13 protein-coding genes are annotated in these 13,722 nt (G+C 37.2%); 12 read left to right on the forward strand and 1 reads right to left on the reverse strand.

What is annotated here, in order from left to right; genetic code table 11:
• Positions 1 to 122 precede the first annotated feature (122 nt).
• On the forward strand, positions 123 to 605 hold the full coding sequence (locus TS1_RS06105; protein WP_068708856.1) for a gamma carbonic anhydrase family protein: 483 nt from the start codon (positions 123 to 125) through the stop codon (positions 603 to 605).
• 153 nt (positions 606 to 758) lie between these two features.
• Here the strand turns inward: TS1_RS06105 and clpP are convergent, their stop codons facing one another.
• A complete protein-coding gene (gene clpP, locus TS1_RS06110) occupies positions 759 to 1,340 on the reverse strand; it encodes an ATP-dependent Clp endopeptidase proteolytic subunit ClpP (protein WP_068708858.1) in 582 nt (193 codons plus the stop codon).
• Between the two features lie 213 nt (positions 1,341 to 1,553).
• Here clpP and TS1_RS06115 point away from each other — a divergent pair, with 213 nt between their 5' ends.
• The 11 genes from TS1_RS06115 to TS1_RS06165 all read left to right on the forward strand — a co-directional run bounded on the left by TS1_RS06115 (position 1,554) and on the right by TS1_RS06165 (position 13,320).
• Complete coding sequence (locus tag TS1_RS06115) at positions 1,554 to 2,072, forward strand: hypothetical protein (RefSeq protein ID WP_068708860.1); 519 nt, start codon at positions 1,554 to 1,556, stop codon at positions 2,070 to 2,072.
• Positions 2,073 to 2,300: 228 nt separating this feature from the next.
• Positions 2,301 to 3,038, forward strand: a complete 738-nt coding sequence (locus tag TS1_RS06120; RefSeq protein WP_068708862.1) for a glycerophosphodiester phosphodiesterase — start codon at positions 2,301 to 2,303, stop codon at positions 3,036 to 3,038.
• Positions 3,035 to 3,958, forward strand: a complete 924-nt coding sequence (miaA, locus tag TS1_RS06125; protein WP_068708864.1) for a tRNA (adenosine(37)-N6)-dimethylallyltransferase MiaA — start codon at positions 3,035 to 3,037, stop codon at positions 3,956 to 3,958. Before TS1_RS06120 ends, miaA begins: the two co-directional genes overlap by 4 nt.
• Positions 3,951 to 5,195: a GTPase HflX gene (hflX, locus tag TS1_RS06130; protein ID WP_068708866.1), complete on the forward strand. Its 1,245-nt coding sequence runs from the start codon at positions 3,951 to 3,953 to the stop codon at positions 5,193 to 5,195. Before miaA ends, hflX begins: the two co-directional genes overlap by 8 nt.
• Positions 5,196 to 5,323: 128 nt before the next feature.
• A complete protein-coding gene (locus TS1_RS06135; RefSeq protein WP_068708868.1) occupies positions 5,324 to 5,704 on the forward strand; it encodes a MerR family transcriptional regulator in 381 nt (126 codons plus the stop codon).
• A gap of 57 nt (positions 5,705 to 5,761) precedes the next feature.
• Positions 5,762 to 7,102: a type I glutamate--ammonia ligase gene (gene glnA / locus TS1_RS06140; protein WP_068708870.1), complete on the forward strand. Its 1,341-nt coding sequence runs from the start codon at positions 5,762 to 5,764 to the stop codon at positions 7,100 to 7,102.
• Positions 7,103 to 7,282: 180 nt separating this feature from the next.
• On the forward strand, positions 7,283 to 8,890 hold the full coding sequence (locus tag TS1_RS06145; RefSeq protein ID WP_068708872.1) for a CTP synthase: 1,608 nt from the start codon (positions 7,283 to 7,285) through the stop codon (positions 8,888 to 8,890).
• Between the two features lie 477 nt (positions 8,891 to 9,367).
• Positions 9,368 to 10,237, forward strand: coding sequence for a class II fructose-bisphosphate aldolase (locus TS1_RS06150; RefSeq protein ID WP_068708874.1), 870 nt, complete (start codon positions 9,368 to 9,370; stop codon positions 10,235 to 10,237).
• 126 nt (positions 10,238 to 10,363) lie between these two features.
• Positions 10,364 to 11,629: a UDP-N-acetylglucosamine 1-carboxyvinyltransferase gene (locus tag TS1_RS06155; RefSeq protein ID WP_068708876.1), complete on the forward strand. Its 1,266-nt coding sequence runs from the start codon at positions 10,364 to 10,366 to the stop codon at positions 11,627 to 11,629.
• A complete protein-coding gene (gene rho / locus TS1_RS06160) occupies positions 11,626 to 12,921 on the forward strand; it encodes a transcription termination factor Rho (protein WP_068708878.1) in 1,296 nt (431 codons plus the stop codon). Before TS1_RS06155 ends, rho begins: the two co-directional genes overlap by 4 nt.
• 135 nt (positions 12,922 to 13,056) lie before the next feature.
• Positions 13,057 to 13,320 carry a type B 50S ribosomal protein L31 gene (locus TS1_RS06165; RefSeq protein ID WP_068708880.1) on the forward strand — a complete coding sequence of 88 codons (264 nt, stop codon included), beginning with the start codon at positions 13,057 to 13,059 and terminating at the stop codon, positions 13,318 to 13,320.
• The last annotated feature ends 402 nt before the right edge of the window (positions 13,321 to 13,722 follow it).

The following is a 13,722-nucleotide window of genomic DNA, read 5'->3' on the forward strand; positions in this document are numbered from 1 at the left end:
CAAAATCGAGGGAAGTTCGAAAGAGTTCCCTTCATTTTGACAATAATGAAGGAAAGTTTGATAAAGGAACCCTCATTTATAATTTTATATCCTTATTTTAATTGGATTAGAAGGGAGAAATCATGAAAAATTTTATCGCAGAAAACGCGACAATTGTTGGAGATGTCACTTTAGGTAAAGAGGTAACGATTTGGTTTAACAGTGTGCTTCGTGGTGATTACGCACCTATTTTTGTAGGAGATCGGACGAATGTTCAAGATGGAATGGTGATTCATGTTGATCATGATATTTCTTGTGTGCTTGGTAATAACATTACTGTAGGTCATCAGTGCCTGTTGCATGACTGTAAAATTGAAGACGGCGCTTTAATCGGTATGGGTTCGATTGTTATGAATAACGTAGTGGTAGGTGAGAATAGTATGATTGGTGCTGGTTCTTTAGTGACTCAAGGAGCAGTGATTCCGCCAAATAGCTTAGCTTTAGGACGCCCAGCAAGAGTTATCCGTGAATTAACACCAGAAGAAATCAAAGCCAATAAAGAAAATGTGGATCATTATTGCCAATTAGGGCAAGACTATCTAAACGGAAAATATAGTGATTACTAAAATGGTGCTTGGTAAAATACCGCTTATGCTTTTGGCAATGACAAAACATTTTACGTAACAACAAAATTAACGACGATTTGAATACAACAGTTATTTAATGGGCATAAAAAAGATGCTAGCTCAATAGATTGGAGCTAGCACCTCATTTATTATTTATTTGTTGGTCATAATTTCATCAATTAACCCATATTCTTTGGCTTCTTCAGCTGTCATATAGTTATCGCGGTCGGTATCGCGTTTAATGACATCAATTGGTTGACCTGTACGTTCTGCCAAGATTTCATTTAAGCGATCACGTGTTTTTAAGATATGACGAGCAGCAATCTCAATTTCAGTGGCTTGCCCTTGCGCACCGCCTAATGGTTGGTGAATCAAAATTTCAGCATTTGGTAAAGCAAAGCGTTTGCCCTTAGTACCAGCTGTTAGTAAGAAGCTTCCCATAGAAGCAGCCATACCTAAAACGATTGTTTGTACGTCTGCTTTGACGAAGTTAATGGTATCATAAATGGCAAAGCCAGCTGTCACACTACCACCTGGTGAATTAATATATAGATAGATATCTTTTTCTGAATCTTGTGCATCCAAAAATAGTAGTTGTGAAATGATGGAGTTTGATAGGTCATCTGTCACCTCACCACTTAACATAATAATACGGTCTTTTAATAAGCGAGAATAAATATCATACGCTCTTTCCCCGTGGGAAGATTGTTCAATTACTGTTGGAATCAAATTCATTTAGTGTTCCTCCTTATTTTTAAATCATAGAAAATTTTGACGTCTAAAAACTATTTTATCATTAAAAAACGAATTTATCACGCCAAAATCTCTTTTCTAATTGACAGTATACACATTTGGTCAATAAAGGTCAAATATAAAACCTTGGATATAAAGAAGAAAATTTGGTAAGATAAACTCATCCAGTAAAACTTAGACAAGGAGGCAAGTTAGATGAAAGTTTTTTTCGCAGGTTTATTAGGGGTATTAGTAGGTGCAATTATTGTGGCTATTGCATTTAACTTACGTATACGATTTGATCAACGTAAAGATGAAAAACGGCGAATGCTAGAGCATAGAGTCAAAGAAATTGAAACTTTGGTTCTATTAAATAAAAAAATAGTCGAGATTTTAGATAAACGTGTCATCATGATGGAACAATATACTAGCTTTAATGCCTTTGATGATTGTTACATTACAGTAGACGATTATATTTATTTGCATTCTTTTGCTGCACAAAATAGCTTTTATTTACCTAATTATTTTTTAGATGAATTTTTTAAAAGAATCGCTACTCGTAAAGTTGTTTTATCCCCTGAAGAGACCGTTCAAATTGGTGGGTATACCTTTAAAGGTGCACGTATGTTAGTGGAAGAACTTTCCGATGAATTAACCGAAATGATTTATGAAAAGAAAAATCAAATGAAAAAGCTAAGCGATGAACCACTGACTTATTTTTCCAAACCTCTCTAATAAGCCAAAGGGTGCTGTGACATAAGTCTTTTGATATTAAAACATTCGAAAAATAAAAAGACAATTTCTGCGATTAATTGCTTTGCTTGAAGCTACAGCAGAGAAGATAGAATAGCTAATTCTGTTGATTGTCATTCGAGTGTTTCCTATTGTATGTACTTATGGCATAGCGCTTTTTTGTTGATTTTTTCTATACGTGTTACAATAACTCTGATTGGAGTGAGATCAATGAAAATTTTTGCTCATAGAGGAGCTAGTGGAACAAGGCCAGAAAATACACTGCCTTCGTTTGCTGAAGCGATCCGCGCAGGAGCAGAAGGAATTGAACTAGACGTGCAATTAACCAAAGATAATGAACTAGTTGTCATGCATGATGAACAGGTAAATCGCACCACCAATGGTAAGGGAGCTATTAAAGATAAAACACTGGCGGATATAAAGGCACTGAATGCAGGAAGTTGGTTTGATGAAAAATATGAATCAACCAAAGTTCCTACCTTAAAAGAAGTGATTGATTTACTTGTTGCGCGTAATTATCGTGGAATTGTAGAAATCGAGTTTAAGACAAATGTAGAAGCATATCCTGGTATTGAAGAAAAGGTTTCAAGTCTTATGACTAGCCAAGAATGGCCCTTTACTTATTGGTATTGTAGTTTGAACGTTGATACACTAGAAAGAATCCACAAAATTGAACCTAAGACGCGCATCGATTTAGTTATGAGAAACTCCGAAGAGGCAACGACTACGGCTTTAGATCGTTCATATATTAAGGGGATTCACCCAAGAATTGACTGGGCTTTAGAACATGATGCGGAAGTTCCGAATTATCCTATCGATGTACGTCCTTGGACAGTTAACGACGAAGAGACGTTAACAAAAGTGATGGAATTACAAGTAGCGGGCGTGTTTACAGATTTTCCTGAAGAGATATCGGCCGCAAGAAGAAAGAATCAACAAAAGACATGAAAAAAGTATTAGTGATTGCAGGTCCAACGGCTGTGGGAAAGACTGCCCTTAGTATTCAGTTGGCTAAGTATTTCGACGGCGAAATTATTAGTGGAGATTCTATGCAAATTTATCGTCAGTTAGATATCGGAACAGCTAAAGTTACTGAACAAGAAAAAGAGAGAATTTCTCACCATTTAATCGATATTTGTGACGTCGGTCAACGTTATTCGGTAGCCGATTTTCAAAAACAAGGACGACAAAAAATCGCAGAAATCGTTCATCGAGGTCATCTGCCAATTGTTGTTGGAGGGACTGGGTTGTACATCCAATCCCTCCTTTATGATTATCAATTAGGAACAAAAGAAGAAACGGATCAGTCCATTCGACAAAAGTATGAAGCTTTTGCGCAAAAAAACGGGTCTCAAGCTCTTTATGCCTTATTACAAGAAAAGGACCCATTAGCAGCTCAAAAAATTCATGCCAATAATCAACGTAGAGTGATCCGTGCTTTGGAAGTGATTGAAACTACAGGAGAAAGTATTGCCGCTCCTAAAAAAACACCTGAGAGTTTATACGATAGTTTTATGATTGGGCTAACAACTGAGCGCTCACTTTTATATGAACGTATCAATAAACGTGTGGATGATATGTTGCAAAAAGGTCTAGTTGAAGAGGCAGCATTTATAAAAGAGTATCCAGATAGTCAAGCAGCCAAAGGAATCGGCTATAAGGAATTTTTTTCTTATTTTGCAGGAGAACGTTCATTAGAACAAACAGCTGCGCTTATTAAACAAAATTCTAGGCGTTACGCTAAAAGACAGTTGACTTGGTTTAACAACCGAATGTGTTTTCATTGGTTCGATTTACTCCAAGACCCTGAAGCAGTATCTAAAGTAAAAACAGAAGTCGCTAACTGGTTGGAGGTGAATTATGGCTAAAACAGAACGAGTGGTACTAGTGGGTGTCCAGACCCCAGAAAATTTTCATACCTTTGAAGAATCTATGGAAGAATTAGAAAACTTAGCACAAACGGCAAATGGAAAGGTCGTTTCTTCTATCAGACAAAATCGCGATCAATTTGATCACCAGACAATTATTGGTAAAGGAAAATTGCAAGAATTACAGGAATTAATCGAAGTATCTGAAATTGATTTGGTAATTTTTAATCATGAATTAACACCTAGACAAGGACAATTAATTGAAGAAGCATTAGAGACACCAACAATTGATCGTATTCAATTAATTTTGGATATTTTCGCTCAACGTGCACGTTCCAAAGAAGGGAAGCTGCAAGTGGAACTGGCACAATTGGAATATTCTTTTCCTCGTATTATTGGTCAAGGAAAGACCTTATCTCGTTTAGGCGGTGGAATTGGGACTAGAGGTCCTGGTGAAACGAAATTAGAAACAGACCGCCGTTTAATTCGTAAAAAAATGACAAGTATCCGTCGCGAGTTAAAAGAAGTGGAGGCTCATCGCAAGCGGACACGTCAACAACGTAATGAGCAACAAGTCTATCAAATTGGTTTAGTGGGTTATACCAACTCAGGTAAATCAACACTATTAAATTTATTAACAAGTGCGGATACCTATGAAAAAGACCAACTGTTTGCTACTTTAGATCCGTTAACGAAAAAGTGGCGTCTACCTGAAGGATTTGAAGTGACCATTACAGATACGGTCGGATTTATACAAGACTTACCTACACAATTAGTGGATGCTTTTCATTCTACTTTAGAAGAAAGTCAAAACATGGATTTATTGTTACATGTGATTGATGCTTCGGCCAAGAATCGGCAGCAACAGGAACAAACAGTGATAGAATCAATGGATGAATTGCAGTTGCGACAAATTCCTGTATTGGTTGTTTATAACAAGGCAGATTTAATTGAAAAAGATTCATTTGTACCGACATTATTTCCGAATGTTTTACTTTCAGCGAAGGATCCTGCTAGCAAAGATCAGTTAGTTGAGGCGATTAAATCGATTATGATGGAACAATTACAGCCTTATACATTAGTGTTGGCGCCGGATGAAGGTCGTTTATTAGAGCAGTTGAAACAAAATACCTTAGTCGTTTCGACCGATTTTGAAGAAAAAAAGCAAGAGTATATAGTAAAAGGCTTTGCTAAAGAGAACTCTTTTGCTATTACACATATGAATCAAACAAAGTAGAAGTGGTCGGAGGAAATTCTGACTACTTTTTTGTGTGAGCTTTTCTTACATAAACTGTTGACAGAAATTTTATAAATTGGTATAGTTTCAAAGTAGGTGGAGCAACTTAAGGAAAGAGGAGTAAGCGTATGAGTGAAAAAGAGCTGCGTCGTTCCATGTCTGTTTTTCCAATTGGTACAGTTATAAAACTGACGGATTTAAGTGCACGCCAAATCCGTTACTATGAAGAACAAGATTTGATTCATCCTGAAAGAAGTGAAGGCAACCGACGCTTATATTCCTTAAACGATATTGACGTGTTGTTGGAAATCAAAGATTATCTTTCAGATGGGTTGAATATGGCTGGCATCAAACGTGTGTACAAGATGCAAAAAGAAGAAGAGAAAAAAGCAAGAAACAAAAAACCACTTACCGATAAGGATGTTCGCCGTATTTTTTACGACGAGATCTTATCCCAAGGAGGGCTTAATCCAAAAAATCCATTTGATACAAATCGCCCTAAGCTATAGGCTACAAAATATGTATAAATCTTTGAATACAAACTGTAAAAAAGAAAGGAAAACAATATGCCAAAAGTAGACTACACTACAGAACAGATTAAGGAAATTGCCCGCGAAGAAAACGTTCGTTTTTTACGTTTAATGTTTACCGATGTTAGTGGTATGATAAAAAACGTGGAAGTACCAATCAGTCAGATGGATAAAGTACTGGACCAAAAGATGATGTTTGATGGTTCTTCTATTGAAGGATTCGTACGGATCGAAGAAAGTGATATGTATTTATATCCTGATTTAACCACTTGGATGATCTTTCCCTGGGAAGCTGAACACGGCAAAGTTGCACGTTTAATTTGTGATATTTACAATGCAGATGGCACTCCTTTTGCTGGAGATCCAAGAGGAAATTTAAAACGTGTTTTGTGCCACATGCAGGAATTAGGATTTACTTCTTTTGAATTGGGCCCTGAGCCAGAATTTTTCTTATTCCAATTAGACCAAGATAGAAAGATCACTAAAAACCTAAATGATCATGGAGGATATTTTGATTTTGCTCCGATGGATTTAGGAGAAAACTGCCGACGCGATATTGTTTTGGAATTAGAAAAATTAGGTTTTGAAGTGGAAGCTTCTCATCATGAAGCAGCTCCTGGGCAGCATGAAATTGATTTTAAATACGCAGATGCCATTGATGCTTGTGATAGTATTCAAACATTTAAATTAGTAGTTAAAACGATTGCTAGAAAATACGATTTGCATGCGACTTTTATGCCAAAGCCGATGGAAGGCATTGCTGGGTCGGGTATGCATTGTAATATGTCTTTATTTAAAGGCAACGAAAATGCCTTTTATGACGAAAATGGTGAATTAGAATTAAGTCAAACAGCTTACCAATTTTTAGCTGGTTTAATTAAACATGCACGGGCCTATACTGCAGTTTGTGATCCGACAGTTAATTCTTACAAGCGTTTAGTACCTGGTTATGAAGCTCCAGTACATGTTGCCTGGTCCGGTCATAATCGTTCCCCATTAATCCGTGTGCCTTCTTCTCGCGGTTTATCGACGCGTTTAGAATTGCGTTCAGTCGATCCTTCTGCTAATCCTTATTTGGCACTAGCTGCTTTGCTTGAAGCTGGTTTAGATGGAATTCAAAATGAACTGGTGCCTCCTGAAGGGGTCGATCGTAATATTTATGTGATGACTGAAGATGAACGAGAAAAAGCGCAAATTTTTGATTTACCTTCGACTCTTCATAACGCCTTAAAGGAATTAAAAAATGACTCAGTAATTCTAGAGGCATTAGGTTCACACATTTATGAAAACTTTATTGAAGCCAAACAGATGGAGTGGGCTGCTTTTAGACAAACTGTATCAGAGTGGGAACGAGAACAATATTTAGAACTTTATTAATAAAAATTATTTAAACGATTGACTTTCTAAAACGAACAAGGTAATATTTTGCTTGGGCGCTCTTATATGAAAAAGAGCTAGGAACGTTTTAGAAAAATTAGGCTCCCTATTCAAGTTGAATAGGGAGTTTTCTTTTATTTCTAAATTCAGCACCTGAAAAAAAGATAAGGAGTTTTTATTATGACCAAATACATTTTTGTCACTGGCGGCGTTGTTTCGTCTATTGGAAAGGGAATTGTGGCGGCTTCTTTGGGTCGCTTATTGAAAAATCGAGGATTAAAAGTAACAATCCAAAAGTTTGATCCGTACATTAATGTGGATCCAGGAACAATGAGTCCTTATCAACATGGCGAGGTATTTGTCACTGACGATGGTGCGGAAACAGATTTGGACTTAGGACACTATGAACGGTTTATTGATATTAATTTAAACCAATACTCCAATGTAACTACAGGGAAAATCTACTCTGAAGTGATTCGCAAGGAAAGAAAGGGCGAATATCTAGGAGCCACTGTTCAAGTGATTCCGCATATTACAAATGAGATTAAAGAAAAAATTATGCGTGCGGCCAACATGACCGACTCCGATGTTATTATTACCGAAGTTGGCGGTACAGTGGGCGATATTGAATCCTTACCTTTTCTAGAAGCCTTACGCCAAATGAAATCAGACGTCGGTGCAGATAATGTTCTTTACATTCATACAACATTAATTCCTTATTTAAAAGCAGCCGGAGAGATGAAAACCAAACCAACACAGCATAGTGTAAAAGAACTACGTGGTTTGGGAATTCGACCAAATATTTTAGTGGTACGAACTGAAGAACCTATTTCTCAAGGGATGAAAAATAAATTAGCACAGTTTTGTGATGTTGCGCCAGAAGCCGTCATCGAATCGCTTGATGTAGACACGCTTTACTCGATTCCATTAAACTTGCAAAAACAAAAAATGGATCAAATCGTTTTAGACCGCTTGCATTTAGAAGCGCCAGAAGCTGATATGACCGAATGGCAAGGATTAGTAGACCGTGTACTGAACTTGAAGAAAACTGTCCGGATTGCAATTGTCGGTAAATACGTTGAGCTACCGGATGCTTATATTTCTGTCATCGAAGCTTTAAAACATTCAGGTTTTTATTATGATTCAGATATTGACGTAAAACTTATTAATTCAGCGGAAATTACAGCTGAAAATGTTGTTGACGCGTTGGGCAATGTCGATGGAATTTTAGTTCCTGGTGGTTTTGGCGATCGCGGTATTGAAGGAAAGATCGAAACTATCCGCTATGCTCGCGAAAATGATATTCCGTTTTTAGGAATCTGTTTAGGGATGCAAATGGCTTGTGTAGAATTTGCCAGAAATGTTATTGGTTTAGAAGGTGCCAACACCACGGAAAGAGATCCAGAAACGCCATACAATGTGATTGACCTTATGACAGACCAAGAAGGCGTAGAAGATATGGGGGGCACATTGCGTCTAGGACTTTACCCTTGTAAAATTCAAAAAGGGACAAAAACAGCACAAGCTTACCAAGAAGAAGTGGTACAAGAACGCCATCGTCATCGCTATGAATTTAATAATGGTTTCCGTGAGGTTTTTAAGGAAAATGGAATGGTCTTTTCAGGAGTTTCTCCAGACAATCATTTGGTAGAAATCGTGGAAGTTCCTGAAAATAAATTTTTTGTAGGCTGCCAGTTCCATCCAGAATTAATTTCGCGCCCTAATCGTCCGCAAAGATTGATTCGGGGTTTTGTCGAAGCTGCATTAGAAACGAAAGAACAAGATTAAAAAGTAAACCTCGAAAAGTAGCCTTTTCGAGGTTTTTTGCTGTTAAACGAACAACGCCAAGTAGAAGTAGTGTTCAATCAATAGTTGAACGAACAATGAAAAGTAGAAGTAATGTTCAATCAATAGCTGAACAAACAACGTCAAGTAGAAGTAGTGTTCAATCAATGGCTGAACGAACAATGAAAAGTAGAAGTAATGTTCAATCAATAGCTGAACGAACAACGTCAAGTAGAAGTAGTGTTCAATCAATAGTTGAACGAACAATATAAAGCGCAAATAATGCTCGTTCAATATTACAGTAAGAAATTTTTTCTGAAAATTTTCCTTTAATTTGGCTTTTATGACGCGAAAAAGTTGGAAATTCGACAGAATCCTCTAGATTTAGTAGAAAAAGTTTTAATAATTTGCTAAAATAAGGGTGTTGGTTAAGCAAAGCTTAACAAAAAACGTTTATTTAAAACTTAGGAGGAAACTATTATGCCATTAGTATCAGGATCAGAAATCTTTAAGGCAGCTCGTAAAGGTGGATATGCAATTGGTGCGTACAATACAAACAACTTAGAATGGACGCAAGCGATCCTTCAATCTGCGCAAGAAAAAAATGCACCCGTATTAATTCAAACTTCTATGGGCGCTGCTAAATACATGGGCGGTTACAAATTAGTTGTTGATATGGTAAATAACTTAATTGATTCAATGAACATTACCGTCCCTGTTGTTCTTCATTTAGACCACGGTGAATATGAACATGCATTAGAATGTATCGAAGCTGGATATACTTCAGTAATGTTTGATGGTTCATCTCTTCCTTTTGAAGAAAACTTGGCAAAAACGAAAGATGTTGTTAAAAGAGCGCATGCAAAAGGCATGTCGGTTGAATGTGAAGTAGGAACAATCGGCGGTGAAGAAGACGGTATTGTGGGTACAGGTGAATTAGCGGATATCGACGAATGTATTCAAATGGTTAATACAGGAATTGACTTTTTAGCTTGTGGTATTGGAAATATTCACGGTGTTTACCCTGAAAACTGGAAAGGTTTAGACTTTGATCACTTGCAAGCAATCACAGATGCTGTAGGTAAAGATGTTCCTTTGGTACTTCATGGTGGTTCTGGTATCCCCCAAGATCAAATCGAAAAAGCAATTACAATGGGAATTTCAAAGGTTAATGTAAACACAGAATTCCAAATTGCATTTGCTAAAGCTACTCGCCAGTATATTGAAGAAGGCAAAGACCAACAAGGAAAAGGCTTTGACCCACGTAAATTATTAGCGCCTGGTAAAGAAGCGATTATTAAAGAAGCTAAAAACCATATTGATTGGTTCGGTTCAGCTGACAAAGCATAAGCCGTTCTTTCAATAGGTCTCACGGATCTTATTAGGGATCCGTGAGTTTTTTTGGCTTTTTTCAAGTCTTCTGTTATGGTAGAATAAATGCGTATATATCAAATAATAATTAATAGGTGAAAATAAATGAAAAAATTTGTCATTCACGGCGGGCAACCATTATCAGGTGAAGTAACGATTAGTGGCGCTAAAAATAGTGCTGTTGCTTTAATCCCCGCCGCAATTTTAGCGGATTCTCCCGTTATTTTAGAAGGAGTTCCCGATATCCAAGATGTCCATTCTTTAATTGAAATCCTCGAAATCATGGGCGTTAAAACAACTTTTGAAAACAATCAACTAGAAATTGATCCTACTCACATCGTCTCAGTTCCAATGCCAAGCGGAAAAATTAATAGCTTACGTGCTTCTTATTATTTCATGGGTGCTTTATTGGGAAAATTCGGCGAAGGTGTTGTTGGGCTGCCGGGTGGTTGTGACTTAGGGCCGCGTCCCATTAATTTACATATCAAAGGTTTTGAAACTTTAGGAGCACAGGTTACAAATGAACATGGTGCGATGTATTTACGTACCACAAAAGATGGGTTACAAGGTGACCGGATTTTTCTAGATATGGTTTCTATAGGTGCAACTATTAACATTATGTTAGCTGCAGTAAAGGCCAAAGGACGCACAGTGATCGAAAATGCTGCTCGCGAACCAGAGATTATAGATGTAGCTACATTATTGAATAATATGGGTGCAAAAATCCGTGGAGCCGGTACGGATGAAATTCGTATTGAAGGGGTCGAAAATTTACATGGTTGCAGACATGCAATTATCCCTGACCGCATCGAAGCAGGAACTTATTTGGCCTTGGCGGCGGCTTACGGTGAAGGAATTAAAATTAAAAACGTTATTTACGAGCATTTAGATAGTTATCTTTCTAAATTAGAAGAAATTGGTGTAGAACTAGAGATTACGGAAGATTCAATCTATGTGCCTAAAACTCAGAATTTACAAGCAGTGACAGTGAAAACTTATCCTTATCCAGGACTGCCGACTGACTTGCAACAACCAATTACACCGCTGTTATTACAAGCCAATGGTTCTTCTGAAGTGATTGATACTATTTATTCTAAACGAATGAATCATATTCCAGAATTAGTACGTATGGGAGCGAATGCTTCAATTGAAGGAAGTACTATGATCGTCAATGGCCCAAGTCAATTGCACGGCGCAGAAGTTGAGGCTTCTGATTTGCGAGCAGGTGCTTGTTTGGTTATTGCTGGTTTAATGGCTCAAGGGACAACAACGATTCGTTCAGTGGAATATATTTTACGAGGTTACGATCACATTATTGAAAAATTAACAAAATTAGGATCCGATATAGAAATGGTAGAGGAGACAAAATGAGCGATTATTTAACGATGGCGGAATTAGATAATATGACGCTAAAAGAAATCTATAATTATGCTCGAAGTTTTAAAATTTCATATTATAGTCAAATGAATAAAAAAGAACTCTCACTAGCTGTGATTCGGGCTCAAGCGGAAAAACAAGGGTTCTTCTATATGGAAGGAATTCTAGATATCATCTCACAAGATAGCTACGGCTTTTTACGTCCAATCAACTACGGACCGAGTGCAGAAGATATTTATATTTCAAATTCACAAATACGTCGTTTTAGTTTACGAAATGGCGATAAAGTGGCCGGTAAAGCGCGTCCTCCTAAGGAATCTGAGCGTTATTATGGCCTAATGCATGTGGAAAGTGTCAACGGAAAAGATCCCGAAGAAGCGAAAAAACGTCCACACTTTCCGGCATTAACTGCGCTTTATCCAGAAAAGCCTTTTACTTTAGAAACAACGCCGGGACGGACTTCCACCCGAATCATGGATTTATTCTCGCCAGTTGGCTTTGGGCAGCGCGGATTGATTGTAGCCCCTCCTAAAGCGGGGAAAACCAGTATTTTAAAAGAAGTAGCCAATGGGATTACAGAAAATTATCCAGATGTAGAACTTATTGTTTTATTAATTGATGAACGTCCTGAAGAAGTGACAGATCTAGAACGAAGTGTAGATGGAGAAGTGGTTTATTCAACTTTTGACTTACAACCGAATAATCATACCCGTGTTTCAGAATTAGTTTTAGAGCGGGCAATGCGTTTAGTAGAAGATAAGCGCGATGTTGTTATTTTAATGGATAGTATTACTCGTTTAGCCAGAGCCTATAACTTGGTTGTACCACCAAGTGGTCGCACATTAAGCGGTGGGATCGATCCGGCGGCTTTATATAAACCTAAAAAGTTCTTTGGAGCAGCTAGAAATATCGAAGAAGGCGGCAGCTTGACTATCCTAGCTACAGCTTTAGTGGATACAGGCAGCCGAATGGATGATGTGATTTATGAAGAATTTAAAGGAACCGGCAATATGGAAATGCATCTATCCCGCCAATTAGCAGAACGACGCATTTTCCCAGCGATTGATCTGAAACGCTCGAGCACTCGTAAAGAAGAACTATTGATGAGCCCAGAACAATTAGAAGAGACTTGGCGCTTGCGGAATAACATGCTGGGAGATTCGTTAGAATATACCGAACAATTCATCAGTTTTTTGAAGAAAACTAAAACGAATCAGGAATTTCTCGATTCGTTCCATGATGTTTCATTTACAGATAAGAAACCAAAAAGAAACATGAGAAGATAAGCTTTTTAAATAGACAAAGCAAAATTATTTTAAATTAGATAATTGCAACCAACAACGAAACATGTTAACATGTTACATGTTGTAAAGAAATAACTCTGATTTAGCAAATATCTCAGGGCAAAGGAGAGAAATAATATGAGACAAAACATTCATCCAGAGTATCATCCAGTTGTATTTATGGACTCAACAACCGGCTTTAAATTCTTGTCAGGTTCAACAAAAAATTCTGAAGAAACTATTGAGTGGGAAGACGGAAATACTTACCCAGTTATCCGTGTTGAAGTAACTTCTGATTCACACCCATTCTATACTGGACGTCAAAAATTCACACAAGCAGACGGTGCAGTGGACCGTTTCAACAAGAAATATGGCTTCAAAGACGCCAACGCTGGCGAATAATAGAAACGCTGATTTATCAGCTCTTAGAGGGTATCCTGGACCTGGGGTACTCTTTTTTTATTGTGCTTAAAGAACGCTTGTTTTACGAATAGTTCTAAAAAATCTTGGACATGATATTAAAAAAAACTTTCAAATTAGAAAGCGTATTTATGAGAAAGACGATGGCGGTGCAACATATCAAAGCTGGGGCAAGTATTACGTTCAAATATTTCCAGTTTTATAGTTATTTAATTGCAAAATCTTACATAGATCTCCTATTACTATGGTTTGTTTTTGATGTAACTACTATTAAAAGTTAAAAATATATGAATTATATTGGTGAAACATATTAAAAAAGGATAGATCTTGCTGCTTATTTTTATAAGTTATTGAATTTTTTTCTAAGATTGTTATGCTTTTTTT

This window comes from Tetragenococcus solitarius NBRC 100494 (assembly GCF_001544195.1).
GTDB classification, from domain to species: Bacteria; Bacillota; Bacilli; order Lactobacillales; family Enterococcaceae; genus Tetragenococcus; species Tetragenococcus solitarius.

Bases quoted from the DNA above. Each gene is read 5' to 3' on its own strand.
- TS1_RS06105 (WP_068708856.1), top strand. From the start codon at position 123: ATGAAAAATTTTATCGCAGAAAACGCGACAATTGTTGGAGATGTCACT.
- TS1_RS06135 (WP_068708868.1), top strand. From the start codon at position 5,324: ATGAGTGAAAAAGAGCTGCGTCGTTCCATGTCTGTTTTTCCAATTGGT.
- glnA (WP_068708870.1), top strand. From the start codon at position 5,762: ATGCCAAAAGTAGACTACACTACAGAACAGATTAAGGAAATTGCCCGC.
- TS1_RS06115 (WP_068708860.1), top strand. From the start codon at position 1,554: ATGAAAGTTTTTTTCGCAGGTTTATTAGGGGTATTAGTAGGTGCAATT.
- miaA (WP_068708864.1), top strand. From the start codon at position 3,035: ATGAAAAAAGTATTAGTGATTGCAGGTCCAACGGCTGTGGGAAAGACT.
- TS1_RS06145 (WP_068708872.1), top strand. From the start codon at position 7,283: ATGACCAAATACATTTTTGTCACTGGCGGCGTTGTTTCGTCTATTGGA.
- clpP (WP_068708858.1), bottom strand. From the start codon at position 1,340: ATGAATTTGATTCCAACAGTAATTGAACAATCTTCCCACGGGGAAAGA.
- TS1_RS06120 (WP_068708862.1), top strand. From the start codon at position 2,301: ATGAAAATTTTTGCTCATAGAGGAGCTAGTGGAACAAGGCCAGAAAAT.
- TS1_RS06150 (WP_068708874.1), top strand. From the start codon at position 9,368: ATGCCATTAGTATCAGGATCAGAAATCTTTAAGGCAGCTCGTAAAGGT.
- hflX (WP_068708866.1), top strand. From the start codon at position 3,951: ATGGCTAAAACAGAACGAGTGGTACTAGTGGGTGTCCAGACCCCAGAA.
- TS1_RS06165 (WP_068708880.1), top strand. From the start codon at position 13,057: ATGAGACAAAACATTCATCCAGAGTATCATCCAGTTGTATTTATGGAC.
- rho (WP_068708878.1), top strand. From the start codon at position 11,626: ATGAGCGATTATTTAACGATGGCGGAATTAGATAATATGACGCTAAAA.
- TS1_RS06155 (WP_068708876.1), top strand. From the start codon at position 10,364: ATGAAAAAATTTGTCATTCACGGCGGGCAACCATTATCAGGTGAAGTA.